A 13,505-nucleotide genomic window follows, 5' to 3' on the forward strand; every position below is an offset into this window, starting at 1 on the left:
CAATGCCCGTTATCGAGAAAATTGCCGCCTGGCACGATGAAATGACTGCCCTTCGCCGTGACATTCACGCTCATCCGGAAATCGGTTTTGAGGAGATACGAACTTCCGCCATCGTTGCCGACAAGCTGGCGAGCTACGGCATCGAGGTGCATCGCGGCATCGGCAAGACCGGCGTTGTCGGCGTTTTGAAAGGGGCTAAGGGGAGCGGGCGTACCATCGGCCTGCGCGCCGACATGGACGCGCTGCCGATGGAGGAGCGTACCAACCTGCCTTACTCGTCGAAAATCGCGAACCGCTTCCACGGCTGCGGCCATGACGGTCACACGACCATGTTACTTGGTGCCGCGCGATACCTCGCCGAAACCCGCAATTTCGCCGGCACGGCCGTATTCATCTTTCAGCCCGGCGAGGAAGGCTGCGGAGGGGCTCGCGCCATGCTTGCAGACGGCCTGTTTGAACGTTTCCCCTGTGACGAGCTCTACGGGTTGCACAATATGCCGAACGAGGAGCCGAACAAGATCGGCATCAAGCCGGGCACCGCAATGGCCGGCGCTGATTTCTTCGATTTTCACATCAAGGGACGCGGCAGCCACGGTGCGCGTCCCGAAGGGTCGAAGGATCCCGTCATTGTCGCAACTCACCTGGTCTCGGCTCTGCAATCGATCGTGTCGCGCAACATTTCTCCACTTCGGTCAGCCGTGGTGTCGGTCACGCAGATTCATGCCGGCTCCGCCTATAATGTCGTTCCGGAAGAGGCGACAGTCTCCGGCACCGTGCGTTATCTCGATCGCGAGGTGAACGAACAGATCCGTGAGCGTATGCGCACCATCGCAGCCGGCCTTGCCGCGTCTTTCGAAGTCGAAATTGTAACAGACATTCGCAATGTTTTCGACGTCCTCATCAATACGGAAGAACTTGTAGAGGGCTTCGCTGATGCCGCCCGCGACATCGTGGGTGCAGACCTTGTCTATACGAAGGACGAGCCTGTCATGGGCAGCGAGGACTTTGCCGATATGCTCTACAAGGTGCCCGGCGTCTACTGCACCGTTGGCCATGCCGGATCGGTACAGCTGCACAATCCGGGCTTTGTTCTGGATGACAATATTCTGCCGGTTGGTGCGAGCCTTCTGGCGCGTGTCGTCGAAAAACGTTTGGCCGCCTGACGCCCATGCCCTGCCACAAGATCGGGATTGCCCCCTCCCTTGAGCGCGGGCGTCCCGTCACGATGAAACGAGCCCCAATTATGGATTTCACCAAACTTCCCCTTGATATAGACGCCATGCTGAAGCGTCTGAGGCCCTGGATAGAATGCGAAAGCCCGACATTCGATGCTGCAGCCGTGGATCGCATGATGGATCTTGCTGCCACCGATTTCGCAACAATCGGTGCCACAATAGAACGAATCCCCGGCCGTAGGGGACTTGGCGGCAGCCTTCGTGCACGTTTTGGCGACACCCGCGACACGCCCGGAATTCTCGTCTCCGGTCATCTCGATACGGTTCATCCGGTTGGCACGCTGAAAGAACTCCCGTTTCGTATCGAGGATACACGTGCCTACGGCCCGGGCATACTCGACATGAAGGGTGGCAACTTTCTGGTCTTCGAGGCAATGAGGCAGCTTCTGAACACGGGTATCGGCACCCGCCTGCCGGTCACCGTCTTGCTGACCCCCGACGAAGAGATCGGCACACCATCGACGCGGGACCTGATCGAGGCCGAGGCCCGGCGCAACAAATACGTGTTGGTTCCCGAACCAGCTCGGGAAGAGAACGGGGTGGTCACCGGTCGCTATGCCATCGCCCGCTACAACCTGGTGGCCCGTGGCACACCCTGGCATGCCGGCGTATCGCCGAAATCCGGCCGGTCTGCAATTCGCGAAATGGCCCGCAGGGTAATTGAGATAGATGAAATGAGCGACGACGACTGCACTTTTTCCGTTGGCGTCATGCATGGCGGGCAATGGGTCAATTGTGTCTCTTCGCTGTGCACGGCCGAGGCGCTGTCCATGGCGAAAACCGATGACGATCTCGCGTCCGGTGTCGCCCGAATGCTCAATTTGTCAGGGGTGGAAAACGAGGTGGAGTTCTCGGTCACCTGCGGCGTCACCAGACCCGTCTGGCCACCGGACCGTCCGGAAACCATGGCGCTTTACGAAAAGGCTCGTTTGCTTGCCGACAGTCTTGGGGTTTGCCTTCCCCACGGCAGTTCAGGCGGCGGTTCCGACGGCAATTTTACGGGCGCGCTCGGCATTGCCACGCTCTGTGGCTTGGGGCTGCGTGGCGCAGGTTATCACACCCTCGAAGAGCACATCGAAATTGACAGCCTGATTGATCGCGGCAGGCTGATGGCCGGTCTTCTGGCGACGCTGGATTGAGGACAGAGTAATGACAGGCGACATCACCCGGCTCTCCGCAGCCGCGCTTTCCAGGGCAATCCACCTGCGGCAGGTTTCCTGCCTCTCGGTGATGGAAGCCTATCTCGATCGCATCGACAGTCTCAATCCGGCCGTGAATGCGATCGTCTTTCGTCGACCAAGCACAGAGTTGCTGGAGGAGGCGCGCGCCTGTGACCGGGAACTTGAGGGGGGTCGCTCGCGCGGATGGATGCACGGGTTCCCCCAGGCGGTAAAAGATCTCTCCGAAGTTCGGGGCCTGCCGTGCTCCTGGGGGTCGCCGCTCTTTGACAATTTTGTTTCCACCGCCGACAGTCTCCATGTGGAACGTGTTCGCGCCGCCGGCGCGATTTTCATTGGCAAGACCAACACGCCCGAATTTGGCCTTGGGTCCCATACGACCAACCCTGTCCATGGTCCAACCCGAAACCCCTATGACAGGACCAGAAGCGCCGGCGGTTCTTCCGGTGGCGCGGCGGCGGCGCTCGCCTGCCGGATGCTGCCGGTCGCAGATGGCTCTGATATGATGGGCTCACTGCGCAATCCTGCCGCCTTCAACAACGTTGTCGGCTTCCGGCCGAGTTTTGGGAGGGTCCCAGGCACAAAAGGGAACGAGCTTTTCCTTGGCCAGCTTGCCACTTCAGGCCCCATGGGCAAGACGGTGGAGGACGCCGCTTTGCTTCTCGCAACGCAGGCAGGTTATGACCGGCGCGACCCGCTATCCCTGGCGGACGAAAGTCTCGCAATCCGAGGTCCTGCAACGACACAGGGAATGAAAGTCGCCTGGTTTGGTGATTTCGGTGGATATCTTCCCTTTGAGCCCGGGGTTCTGGATGTTGATTGCAAGGCTCTCGCCGTCCTGGCGAACATGGGCTGCGATATCGATGAACTCGTGCCGGATTTCGAACTGCCGAAACTCTGGGAAGCGTGGATGACATTGCGTAGCTTCAGCGTGACCCACGGCCTGCGCGCCTTTTATGACCAGCCGGAAACACGGTCGCTTCTCAATCGGCAACAGATGTTTGAATTCGACATCGCGCTTTCGTGCAGTGCCGCCGATATCTTTAATGCGTCCGTCGTCCGGACAGCCTGGTACCAGTATCTCTGCAGATTGTTTGAACGGTACGATTTTATTTTGATGCCGAGTGCACAGGTATTCCCTTTCGATATCGATCTCTCGTGGCCGACCGAAATCGACGGAAAAGCCATGGACACCTATCATCGCTGGATGGAGGTCGTGATCGGTCCCACGCTGGCTGGACTTCCCGTGGCGGCCGTTCCCGCGGGATTCGGGGTTAACGGGTTGCCGACTGGTATACAGCTGGTGGGACCACCACGCAGTGACCGGGCAACCCTTGAATTTGCACTGGCGTATGAGCAGTCAGCTGACATCCAGACGGGTGATGCGGTCATGTAAACCCCTTTGGCGCTCCGGGGCTTTCTTTGAAGCGCGAGCCGGTCTGAGACGGATAGCTTATGCGGCTTGTAGCAAGTAATATCGTCTCGTTGGACCGGGTCCTGCGTTCAATTGCAGAGCCATGAGTATGGTTTCTGTTGCATCCCGGGCTTCCGTCTGTTCGCAACAACAAATCTCTGCCATTGCCTGTAGCGGCTGAGGCGCTATCATGGGAGTGCTGTGGGGCGCAAAGCTTTGGGAGGAGCGATACGTGAGACGGATGTGGCCAGATGAATTTGCCTTTCTGCTGGACGATGCGGAAGAGGTCGAATTGCATATTCCACCGGTGGCACATGAGGATGGATCGCCGGGAAAAACCATTTCCAGGAAAGCCTTGAAAGTTCGTATCAGCCAGCAGGACTTCGAGAAAATTTGGCCGCTTGCCGAGGCTCGCTATCGGTTGAACGGCAGGTTTGCGGGCAAGGCCATTACGCTGATCGCCAATAATCCCCGTTACCAGAAGTGGCATCCCTCCGATGGCGGCAGTGTCGAAAGCGTGTCGGATAGCGGTCAAAAATACACCACGCCTTATGTGATCGTGCACTTTCTGCTGGATGATGTCCGCGAGCCTGTCGAGGTTTAGTTCGCAGAGCCGGCTCTGTCGTTCAGGTAGCCCCGGCCTTTCATGGCGTCGCGATATTGGACGTTGCGGGAATAGTCTCTCGCTTCAAAAGCTCTCGCATATGATCGAACGATCATTGAAGATTGAGGCAGCCATTGTATGGAAACGGGAGACGCGGCCGCTGGCCGCGCCCTTCGGGTTCAGAAGCCGCTTTTTGCAAGAAATTCCCTGCTGGCTGCCAGATCATCGAGAATGCTGCCAGTATTACGCGGATCGCGTTCCTGTTCGATGGTGATATAGCCGCCATAACCAAGTTCGGTCAGGAGGCTGCGGATGGCTGGATAGTCAATCGAGCCGCGGCCGATCGGACACATCACGCCCTTGGCGCAGGCCTCGAAGAAGCGGATGCGCTCCGCCATCACTTCCTGAAAGACCGCGGCGTCGATATCCTTGAAATGAATGTAGTCGACGCGATCCCAATAGCGGCGCAACGTGGCGACGGGGTCCATGCCGGAATAGGCCATATGGCCGGTATCGAGGCAGAGACCCGCAAGATCTGCGGGAATGTCCTCAACGATCTGCTGCAACTCATCGGCAAACTCGATGTAGCCGCCGGCATGGGGATGTAAGGTGGCGCGCACGCCATATTTGTCCCGGGCGAGCGTTGCGATGGCCCGGATGTTCTCGACCATGCCCCGCCAGGCGGTTTTATCGAGACGTGGCGCGCGGTCAGAATGTCCGGCGGCATAATCACGCTCGTCATGGCCCCAGTCCATCACCGTCAGATAGGGGGCGGAAAAACGTTGGCCCGCATGGGTTTCCGGCTTTGGCAGGCGCGTTATCAGCGCGCAGATCTCCTCAGTTTGGCGTAGCAGATTGTCGCGATTTCCGGGTGAGACCAGATCGTCGAAGATGGTGCCGGCGACGATCTTGAGGCCTCGTTCATCCAGCGCCTGCGAAACGCGCCTGAGGTCGAGCGGCAGATAACCGTAGGGGCCGAGTTCCAGACCGCCGAAACCGGCTGCTTTCGCTTCGTCCAGCACCCTTTCCCAATGGGGAAGATGCGGGTTCTTGACGTCGTCGACGCCCCAGCAGCAGGGAGCGGTGGTGATGGTGATCGGGTTGGTCATTTGATCCTCATGGCGGCAGCGGCATCGGCCTGTTCTCTAGCCGGGTGCAACGTCTCATCGGTTGATGGCGGCTTGCAGGGCAACGATGGAGGGCCGGCTGTCCGCTTGGTGAATATGATGAAATCCTCACTTGAAGGCTGACCCAGCCGGAGGAGGATTGATCCGGAATGCCCGTAAATCCATTATGCGAAATCGACCCAGGTGGCACCGGCATCGGCCGAACGAACGCAGTTTTCCAGCCAGCGAACGCCTTCTGTGCCGGCTGTGATGCCGGGATAGTGATGGGTCTTGAGAAAGGCCCTGTCACCGCGATTGGCCGCATCGATTGCCTGGGCGATCCAGAGGTAAATGTTCGACCAGCTATCACCGAGACCTTCGGTGTGCAGCGCGCCCATACGATCGATAGCAAGGCTCTCCTCTTCCAGATACGGCATGCCGTGATGCAGGATACGCTCCGGCTCGCCCTGAACCTGATAGATCAGCTGATCGGGACGCGAATCGGACCATTCAAGCGACGCCCTGGAACCGATGAAGCGGTAACGCTGCGACCCCATATTGCCGGCATTGACGGAAGAAACCCACAGACGCCCGCGTGCGCCATTATCATAATGCATGAGAACCGTCGCATGGTCCTCCAGCGGCGCCCGCGTCGGGATGAAGGCCTTCCGGTCGCAAAGCAGTCGTTCCACCTTCATGTGCGGCAGCACGATTTCCGAGAGATAATAGAGATGCGTACCGATATCGCCGAGCACGAAGGTCGGGCCAGCGGTACGGGGATTGGTGCGCCATTTGACGGCCTCGCCTGCGCCCACATCGTCGCCGGCATTGAAGCCGTGGGTATATTGCAGATCGACGATGCGGATATCGCCCAGCATCCCCTTTTTGACCATGGCCGCCATCTGGTGCACCAGCGGATGGCCGGTATAGCCATAGGTGACGCCGACGATCAGTCCCTTCTGTTCGGCCAGCCGCGCCACCTCGTCACATTCTGCAACGGTGAAGAATAACGGTTTTTCGCAGATGACGTGCAGCCCGGCTTCAAGGCAGGCCTTGGTGATCTCGTAATGGGTAAAGTTGGGGGTGGCGATGGAGACGACGTCGATACCGTCTTTGCGCGCGGTTTCGCCAGCTATCAGAGCCCTGTAATCCGGGTAGCAGCGTTCCGCCGCCACGCCGAGATTGACGCCGAAATCGCGGCCCATTTCGGCATCCAGGTCGAAGGCGCCGGCGACGAGCTGGTAATTGCCATCGCGCAGAGCGCCGGTGCGGTGCTTGTATCCTACCTGTCCCGTCCGGCCGCCGCCCACCATGGCCCAGCGCAGCGGTCGCGAAATCAGTCTTTCTCCATTGATCATGTCGATCGTCTTTCCGTCGGATGTTTCGAATGGCGTAGCCAGAAGCAGGTTCTGCCTGGGCACCGGCACCGGTTTTTCGCGTTATTTCTTGAAATAGAGGTCGATATAGTCCTGCATCTTGGTGCGCATGAACCGGCTCGATTCATCCGCCCTGTCTTCCCAGGCGAAGACGCAGGAGGTCATGATGCCGTCGAAACCGATTTCAGCGAGCGTGCCGAAGAAGTCGTCCCATGGCACTTCGCCCTGACCGATATTCAGGTGCTGGTGCACCCTTGCCTGTGTACCGGGCGGGTTGAGAATGTAGCGGAGCCCAGAACTTGCCCTGTGGTTGAAGGTGTCGCCCACATGCACATGGGCCAGCACGTCCTTGGCTTCCCGAAGCATCGCCTTGGTGTCGTCGCCGAAATAGAAGGTGTGTGGCGCGCAATAGAGGAATTTGACGTTCCTGGAGTTGACCGTGCGGATGATATCAAGCGCCGGCTGCAGCGTTTCGCACCAGTCTTCCGGATGCGGCTCGACATGCAGGCTGATGTTCTCGCGCTCGAAGATCGGTACCAGCTCTTCCATCGAGCGCCACCATGCATCCTCGCAGGCCTCGATCATCGAACCCGTATGGCAGCAATAACATGAGCCCTTGTCGGGATGCGGTCCACGGCCGAACTCCGAGTTCATCGTGTCGACCTCAAGTTCGATTGCGATCTCGATAGCGCGTTTCCAGTGTTTGACCGCTGCCTGCCGCTCGGTTTCATCATTGGAGGCCCAGCGATACATTGGCAGCAGCGCGGCGATGCCGACATCGGCCTCTTTCAAAGCCTTCTTGAAGGACCTGATACGTTCGGGAAACACGCGCGGCGCCTTGAACCATTCGAGGAAATCGGCGCGCGGGCTGAGTTCGATCCAGTCGTAACCGAGCTCCTTAACTTTGGCGGGCAGCTCATCGAGGTTGGTGAAACGGTGCATGTGGGGGTCGATGGCGATTTTCATCGATCTTGATCCTTCTTATGTCTCGACTGGATGGCGAGGGGGGATGGCCGCAAAGGCAATGGACGCCATCACAAGCGACGCGGTTCGTATCGCGAAAGATTTCCTGAAAAATGCCATTGCTTCCTCCCCGCCCTTCCTCCCGATGGGCCTGAATGACAGGCCGATTTATATCTTTCATTTTCGCGGAAATGGAATTTATATTTCATTTGGCGTTGCATTTCGTATCATTTCATGTCATTCATCAATGATACGATTGAGGGCGCCATGAATCGACCCACCATTGCCGATCTTGCGAGAGCCGCGGGCGTCAGCATCTCCACTGTCAACCGGCTGCTGCACGGTTCGAGCGCCGTACGTCAGGATACGATCAACCAAATTCTCAAGGCGGCGCAGGAGATCGGGTTTTATGGTCTGGGCACCATCAAGGACCGAAGGCGCGAGGCCTTGCCACATTACAGGCTGGGCTTCCTGCTGCAGCAATCCCACCGGCCGCTTTACCGCCTTTGGGGAGAAGGGATCGTCGCTGCCGCACATCAGAGGCTGGAAAGCGTCATCGAGCCGGACGTGGTTTTTGAGGACGATCTTTCACCGGAGGCCGTTTCCGCCAATCTCCTGAAGATGGGGCAGTGCTGCAACGCAATTGCGGTTGTGACTGCCGATCACCCGCTGGTGAGCCAGGCCATTGATGAGTTGCGGAGCAAAGGTGTTCCCGTGGTGACCTATGTGTCCGATCTGTCAGCGGCGAGCCGGGCGGGTTTTGTCGGAACCGACAGCTGGAAACGCGGCCGGACGGCCGCCTGGTTCCTCAGTCAGACCGTGAAAGGCGAGGGGGTGGTCGTGCCCCTGATCGGCAGCAACCGTTATCAGTGCCAGGATGTTTCAGATGCCAGTTTTCGCTCCTACATGCGCGAGAACACGCCGGAACTGCAGGTAGCGGAAACACTGCTGACCCATGAAGAGCCGGAAAATGCCTATGCCGTCATTCGGGACATCATTGCTGCCGAACCAGGGCTCAGGGGGGTATATGTCAATGGCGGCGGCATATCGGGCGTCTTGCGGGCGCTCAGGGAGCTGCCTGCGGAGAAACAGCGCGGCATAAAGATCGTCTGCAACGATATCGGCCCGGAAACGCGCAAGGGCTTGAATGAGGGGCTGATTACCGCTTCGCTGCCACTGCCCCTCGACAGGATGCCGCAACAATTGATCGACGTGATGTTGCGACGCATCGAGAACGCGGATTCGTCTTCCGTTGAACAGCGGATCGTGCCTTTTGAAATCCTGACGCCCGAAAGCATCTGGACATGATCGCAGGGTAACGGGAATTCAAAATTCTCTAACTGCGTGAAATTACCGATTGGGAAAAGCCAATCCACACCAAGGCTGGTGGTGCGCGCGCCTGTTACGATACGTGGTGAAGAATGGCAGCGGTCGGTGGCACGGTGCGAGAACGCGGACGCTTTTCGTAGTCGGCTTTTTATGGGCAACCATGCTTACCGCAGAACCGAAGAGAGAAACTCGCGGGTCCGCTCTTCTTTCGGCTCTCCAAAAATTTCCTCCGGCTTTCCCTGTTCGTAGATGCGCCCCTTGTCGAAGAAGCAGACCCTGTCCGATACCTCACGGGCAAAGCGCATTTCGTGGGTGACAAGCAGCATCGTCAGATCGTGCTCATGCGCGAGATCGCGGATGACGGAGAGCACTTCGCCCACCAGCTGCGGGTCCAGCGCCGAGGTCGGCTCATCGAAAAGCAATACACGCGGGCGCATGGCGAGCGAGCGGGCGATGGCGACACGCTGCTGTTGTCCGCCGGAAAGCTGAACCGGATAATGATCTTTCTTGTCCGCAAGCCCCACCATTTTCAATAGTTCGATCGCACGCGCCTCAGCCTCTCCACGGGCGATACCCAGAACACGCACCGGCGCCTCCACGATGTTGCGCAGCACGGTCATATGCGGAAAGAGATTGAAGCTCTGGAAAACCATGCCGACGTGGTTGCGGATCTGGCGCAGGTGTTTTTCCGAGGCCATGAAGGGGCCCTTGCCTCCCGGCTCATGATAGGACATGTCAGCCAGCGTCAGTTTTCCCTCCTGGAAGGGTTCGAGTGTCATGAGAATGCGCAGGACCGTCGACTTGCCGGAGCCGGAAGGGCCGATGAGGGTGACTTTTTCACCCTTCGCCACGCTGAAATTGAACTGGTCGAGCACCGTCAGAATGCCGAAGCGTTTCGTGACATCCGAAAATTCGATCAGTGGCTGATTGGTGGTGTTGGTCATCGCAAGGGTATTCCTGCTTTTGGGAGCGCCCTTTGCAGGCGGCTGAGGCCTGCCGAGCAGATTATGGTCAGAAGGAGGAAGATCAGGCCGACAAGCGTCAGCGGCACCAGATATTCGAAGGTGCGTTCGCCGATCATGTTGGCAAGCCCCATCATCTCAAGAACCGTGACGACCGATAGCACCGGCGTTTCCTTGATCATGGCAACGAGATAGTTGCCCATGGCTGGAACGATGCGCGGAATGGCCTGGGGAATGATGATATCGCGATAGGTTTGCATGCGCGTCAGGTTAAGCGCGGTCGCCGCTTCCCATTGGCCATGGTGTATCGCCTCTATGCCGCCGCGATAGACCTCGGAAGTATAGGCCGCATATTGTAGGCCGAGCGCCAGCGCGCCGGTCAGAAAAGCGGGCAAGACGATGCCGAAATCCGGAAGCACATAATAAAGAAAGAACAGCTGCACCAGAAGCGGCGTATCGCGCAGGAATTCGACCACCAGCGCAGTCGGCCAGGAAATCATCTTTACCTGGCTGCGGCGCAGCAGCGCAAAGACAAGTCCCAGAACCAGTGCGATGGCAAAACCGGCGGCGGCTGCCTTCAGCGTCACGGTCAGACCGATCAGGATGATGGGCAGGATGGAGGTCGTGTAGGTAAGCCAGGTGGTCGTGTCCCATTCGTAACCATACATCATGAGAAGACATCCTTACGAATGGCGCGTGCGCGGGAAGACATTGCCGCGCCGCACGAAGCGTTCGATCACCCGGATGACGACCATCAGGATCAGCGACATCGCGAAATAACAAAGCAGCGTGACCGAATAGATGCTGGCGCTGTCCAGCGTCAGGTTGCGGATCGACTGCGCAGCGAAGGTGAGATCGGCAATCGAGATCAACGAGACAAGCGAGGAAAGCTTCAGCGTCTCGATGGCCAGATTCCCGAAAGCCGGCATCATTTCGACGATCGCCTGTGGCAAGGAAATGCGAAAAAGCGTCTGCATGCGTGTGAAGTTCAGCGCGCGTGCGGCTTCCAGCTGTTGCACCGAGACGGAGGACAGCGCGCCGCGAACGATTTCCGCGCCGTAGCCGCCAGCATGGGCGGCAAGCACCAGCACCCCCGTCGTGATCGGATCGAAGCTCAACCCGACCAGCGGCAGCGCATAATAGAACCAGAATAGCTGCACCAGCAGCGAGGTGCCGCGAAACACTTCCGTATAACAGAGCGCGATTGCCGACAGGATCGGTCCGCCCTCGACGCGCAGAATGCCGAAGAAAAAAGCGAGTACCGTACCGACAACAAGCGCTGCGAGCGTAATTGTCATCGTGACGACGGCGCCTTGCCACAACATCGGCAGATAGGCAGTCATGTCCATCTGGAGATTTCCCGAATTCCCGAGGAACGGCGCCCGGTTATGCCCGGGCGCCGGCTGGCATTATTTGCCGGCGCAGAGATCGGCGACCTTCTTTTCGGCCGCTGCCGCGATACTCTGTTCGGAGAGACCGTATTTGGCGAGGATTTTCTTGTAGTCGTCCGTCTTGCGGAATTCGACGAGCGCGGCGTTGAAGGCGTCACGCAGCTCCTTGTCTTCCGGGCGGAAAGCGAAACCGCCGTAGTTGCGCACCGGCGCATCCTTCACGACCGGATCGGTGAAAGGCTTTACCTGCTCGACGTTCGCCTGACCCTTGGCGAGTTCCGAAACCGTCAACTCCGTGGCCGCATAGGCGTCGGCGCGGCTCTGCACGGTTGGGATGGCATCGGCATTGGCTGGGATGAAGACGATCTGTTCTTCCTTCACGCCAACGGCGCGCAGGAAGTCGACATTGTTCGCGCCCGACACGACGGCCACCTTCAACGAAGGGTCCTTGGCGATATCGGCGTAGGTGGTCAGCTTTTTCGGATTACCTTTCTTCACCAGCAGGCCTTCGCCATAGGATGAGTTCGGCTCGGTGAAGGCCACCTGTTTGCAGCGCTCGGGCGAGATATTCTGTTCTGCGGCCGCAAAATCGAAGCGACGGGCCTTGAGGCCGGGGATCAGCGTGCCAAAGGGCGTCACCGTCCAGTTGACCTCTTCGATGCCCATCGACTTCAGAACCGCATTGGCCACATCCGGGCCGATGCCAGCGGAGGTGCCATCCGGCTGCATGTAGGAATAGGGCACTTCATTAGCCGTGGCGGCGCGAATGTAGCCCTGGCTTTTGACTTCTTCGACGGTGAGCGCGCTGGCTGACGTCACGCCGATGGTAAGGGCGAGGGCGGAAAGGCCGGCGAATTTGGTGATCTTCATGTTCTAACTCCTCTGGTTGGGTTGCGTGGTCCGTTTTCGGATCTCACGGTGTTCTAGTGGCTAGGTATTCTCCGTGACCGTGGCGATGACGGAAAGGCAGTCTCCAGCCTTGATGAGGCCGGGTACGTGGCGCGCGGCAAGCAGCCCTGACATGGAGGCGCGGTAATCGACCGGTGCGAGGCCGGTTTTCCCGATGGGATAAACCCGTGCGATTGTCTCACCAACCGTGACCGCGTCTCCCAGATCGCGGACAAAGGCGACGAGACCGTCGTCTTCGGCAAAGGTGAAGCAGTCGCTGGAGGGCATATCCAGCCAACGGCTTGGCGCGGCAACGGGCGAACCGGCCAGTATGCCTGCATGTCGCAGCAGATTGATGGTGCCCCTGCGGGCGATATCGATCGATTTCGCGCTCGCCGTGCCGGCGCCGCCGAGTTCGGTGGTGACAAAGACCTTGCCCATTTCCTCGACGGTCGTGTCCAGCATGCCGACGGCGTCGATTTCCAGCATCTTCATCGAATAGGGGGCAGCAAAAGCGGCCACGGCATCAAAGCAACGGCTTTCCTGAGTTTTGTCGGGCAATTCGTGCGCCGCTGCATAGGGCAGGAAATCAAGCGTCCTGCCGCCGGAATGAAAATCGAGAACGATATCCGCGAGCGGTATCAGATGACGGGTGACGTAGTCGGCAATCTTCTCCGTCACGGTACCATCAGGGCGACCGGGAAAGCTGCGGTTGAGGTTTCCCCGGTCGATGGGTGAGGTGCGTGTACCTGCGCGAAAGGCCGGGTAGTTGAGCGCTGGGACAATGATGATGCGGCCTTTCACTTCGGCCGGCTCGAGCGTCTGGGCGAGTTCGAAAAGCGCCGCCGGCCCCTCATACTCATCGCCGTGATTGGCGCCGGTCAAAAGGGCGGTCGGCCCCTCACCATTGGCGATAACGCAGATCGGGATCATCACCGAGCCCCAGGCACTGTCATCGCGGCTGTAGGGCAACCGCAGATGACCGTGTTGCACGCCCCTGGCGTCAAAATCGACGGAGGGCGTGATCGGGGAGGGGCGAAGCGCGGTCTTCAACATCGT

General features: G+C 58.9%; 14 protein-coding genes. 6 read left to right on the forward strand and 8 right to left on the reverse strand.

What is annotated here, in order from left to right:
* The first annotated feature begins 2 nt into the window (after nucleotides 1-2).
* The 4 genes from BTN45_RS19560 to BTN45_RS19575 all read left to right on the forward strand — a co-directional run bounded on the left by BTN45_RS19560 (nucleotide 3) and on the right by BTN45_RS19575 (nucleotide 4,431).
* On the forward strand, nucleotides 3-1,163 hold the full coding sequence (locus BTN45_RS19560) for a M20 aminoacylase family protein (protein ID WP_112765992.1): 1,161 nt from the start codon (nucleotides 3-5) through the stop codon (nucleotides 1,161-1,163).
* Between the two features lie 80 nt (nucleotides 1,164-1,243).
* Nucleotides 1,244-2,374 carry a M20/M25/M40 family metallo-hydrolase gene (locus BTN45_RS19565; protein WP_112765991.1) on the forward strand — a complete coding sequence of 377 codons (1,131 nt, stop codon included), beginning with the start codon at nucleotides 1,244-1,246 and terminating at the stop codon, nucleotides 2,372-2,374.
* A 10-nt stretch (nucleotides 2,375-2,384) separates the two neighbouring features.
* Entirely contained in the window at nucleotides 2,385-3,809 is a 1,425-nt protein-coding gene (locus tag BTN45_RS19570) for an amidase (RefSeq protein ID WP_112765990.1), read from the forward strand.
* 259 nt (nucleotides 3,810-4,068) lie between these two features.
* Nucleotides 4,069-4,431, forward strand: coding sequence for a hypothetical protein (locus BTN45_RS19575; RefSeq protein WP_207591681.1), 363 nt, complete (start codon nucleotides 4,069-4,071; stop codon nucleotides 4,429-4,431).
* Between the two features lie 179 nt (nucleotides 4,432-4,610).
* Here the strand turns inward: BTN45_RS19575 and BTN45_RS19580 are convergent, their stop codons facing one another.
* The 3 genes from BTN45_RS19580 to BTN45_RS19590 form a co-directional block, all read right to left on the reverse strand.
* A complete protein-coding gene (locus BTN45_RS19580; protein WP_207590645.1) occupies nucleotides 4,611-5,540 on the reverse strand; it encodes a TIM barrel protein in 930 nt (309 codons plus the stop codon).
* Nucleotides 5,541-5,722: 182 nt separating this feature from the next.
* Nucleotides 5,723-6,895, reverse strand: coding sequence for a Gfo/Idh/MocA family oxidoreductase (locus tag BTN45_RS19585; RefSeq protein ID WP_112766011.1), 1,173 nt, complete (start codon nucleotides 6,893-6,895; stop codon nucleotides 5,723-5,725).
* Nucleotides 6,896-6,976: 81 nt separating this feature from the next.
* On the reverse strand, nucleotides 6,977-7,879 hold the full coding sequence (locus BTN45_RS19590) for a sugar phosphate isomerase/epimerase (RefSeq protein ID WP_112765987.1): 903 nt from the start codon (nucleotides 7,877-7,879) through the stop codon (nucleotides 6,977-6,979).
* Here BTN45_RS19590 and BTN45_RS19595 point away from each other — a divergent pair.
* Together BTN45_RS19595 and BTN45_RS19600 are read left to right on the forward strand one after the other, a co-directional pair.
* Nucleotides 7,866-8,147: a hypothetical protein gene (locus BTN45_RS19595; RefSeq protein WP_142187065.1), complete on the forward strand. Its 282-nt coding sequence runs from the start codon at nucleotides 7,866-7,868 to the stop codon at nucleotides 8,145-8,147. The two genes, BTN45_RS19590 and BTN45_RS19595, sit on opposite strands and share 14 nt — an antisense overlap.
* Complete coding sequence (locus BTN45_RS19600; RefSeq protein ID WP_207590646.1) at nucleotides 8,144-9,184, forward strand: LacI family DNA-binding transcriptional regulator; 1,041 nt, start codon at nucleotides 8,144-8,146, stop codon at nucleotides 9,182-9,184. Before BTN45_RS19595 ends, BTN45_RS19600 begins: the two co-directional genes overlap by 4 nt.
* Before the next feature lie 185 nt (nucleotides 9,185-9,369).
* Here the strand turns inward: BTN45_RS19600 and ehuA are convergent, their stop codons facing one another.
* Genes ehuA through doeB form a run of 5 tightly spaced genes read right to left on the reverse strand, consistent with a single transcriptional unit; the run spans nucleotide 9,370 to nucleotide 13,502 of the window.
* Complete coding sequence (gene ehuA / locus BTN45_RS19605; RefSeq protein ID WP_207590650.1) at nucleotides 9,370-10,149, reverse strand: ectoine/hydroxyectoine ABC transporter ATP-binding protein EhuA; 780 nt, start codon at nucleotides 10,147-10,149, stop codon at nucleotides 9,370-9,372.
* Complete coding sequence (ehuD, locus tag BTN45_RS19610; RefSeq protein ID WP_004437448.1) at nucleotides 10,146-10,838, reverse strand: ectoine/hydroxyectoine ABC transporter permease subunit EhuD; 693 nt, start codon at nucleotides 10,836-10,838, stop codon at nucleotides 10,146-10,148. Before ehuD ends, ehuA begins: the two co-directional genes overlap by 4 nt.
* Before the next feature lie 12 nt (nucleotides 10,839-10,850).
* Nucleotides 10,851-11,516: an ectoine/hydroxyectoine ABC transporter permease subunit EhuC gene (ehuC, locus tag BTN45_RS19615; RefSeq protein ID WP_044459529.1), complete on the reverse strand. Its 666-nt coding sequence runs from the start codon at nucleotides 11,514-11,516 to the stop codon at nucleotides 10,851-10,853.
* A gap of 60 nt (nucleotides 11,517-11,576) precedes the next feature.
* Nucleotides 11,577-12,428 (reverse strand): ectoine/hydroxyectoine ABC transporter substrate-binding protein EhuB, encoded by an 852-nt coding sequence (gene ehuB / locus BTN45_RS19620; protein WP_004437452.1) that lies wholly within the window; start codon nucleotides 12,426-12,428, stop codon nucleotides 11,577-11,579.
* A gap of 60 nt (nucleotides 12,429-12,488) precedes the next feature.
* Nucleotides 12,489-13,502 carry a N(2)-acetyl-L-2,4-diaminobutanoate deacetylase DoeB gene (doeB, locus tag BTN45_RS19625; protein WP_044459527.1) on the reverse strand — a complete coding sequence of 338 codons (1,014 nt, stop codon included), beginning with the start codon at nucleotides 13,500-13,502 and terminating at the stop codon, nucleotides 12,489-12,491.
* Nucleotides 13,503-13,505: the final 3 nt, after the last annotated feature.

Source organism: Rhizobium sp. ZX09, from assembly GCF_017357485.1.
Taxonomy (GTDB): Bacteria; Pseudomonadota; Alphaproteobacteria; order Rhizobiales; family Rhizobiaceae; genus Agrobacterium; species Agrobacterium pusense.

Bases quoted from the DNA above. Each gene is read 5' to 3' on its own strand.
- ehuD (WP_004437448.1), bottom strand. From the start codon at position 10,838: ATGATGTATGGTTACGAATGGGACACGACCACCTGGCTTACCTACACG.
- BTN45_RS19590 (WP_112765987.1), bottom strand. From the start codon at position 7,879: ATGAAAATCGCCATCGACCCCCACATGCACCGTTTCACCAACCTCGAT.
- BTN45_RS19570 (WP_112765990.1), top strand. From the start codon at position 2,385: ATGACAGGCGACATCACCCGGCTCTCCGCAGCCGCGCTTTCCAGGGCA.
- BTN45_RS19580 (WP_207590645.1), bottom strand. From the start codon at position 5,540: ATGACCAACCCGATCACCATCACCACCGCTCCCTGCTGCTGGGGCGTC.
- BTN45_RS19560 (WP_112765992.1), top strand. From the start codon at position 3: ATGCCCGTTATCGAGAAAATTGCCGCCTGGCACGATGAAATGACTGCC.
- BTN45_RS19600 (WP_207590646.1), top strand. From the start codon at position 8,144: ATGAATCGACCCACCATTGCCGATCTTGCGAGAGCCGCGGGCGTCAGC.
- BTN45_RS19575 (WP_207591681.1), top strand. From the start codon at position 4,069: ATGTGGCCAGATGAATTTGCCTTTCTGCTGGACGATGCGGAAGAGGTC.
- BTN45_RS19565 (WP_112765991.1), top strand. From the start codon at position 1,244: ATGGATTTCACCAAACTTCCCCTTGATATAGACGCCATGCTGAAGCGT.
- ehuB (WP_004437452.1), bottom strand. From the start codon at position 12,428: ATGAAGATCACCAAATTCGCCGGCCTTTCCGCCCTCGCCCTTACCATC.
- ehuA (WP_207590650.1), bottom strand. From the start codon at position 10,149: ATGACCAACACCACCAATCAGCCACTGATCGAATTTTCGGATGTCACG.
- BTN45_RS19585 (WP_112766011.1), bottom strand. From the start codon at position 6,895: ATGATCAATGGAGAAAGACTGATTTCGCGACCGCTGCGCTGGGCCATG.
- BTN45_RS19595 (WP_142187065.1), top strand. From the start codon at position 7,866: ATGGCGATTTTCATCGATCTTGATCCTTCTTATGTCTCGACTGGATGG.
- doeB (WP_044459527.1), bottom strand. From the start codon at position 13,502: ATGTTGAAGACCGCGCTTCGCCCCTCCCCGATCACGCCCTCCGTCGAT.
- ehuC (WP_044459529.1), bottom strand. From the start codon at position 11,516: ATGGACATGACTGCCTATCTGCCGATGTTGTGGCAAGGCGCCGTCGTC.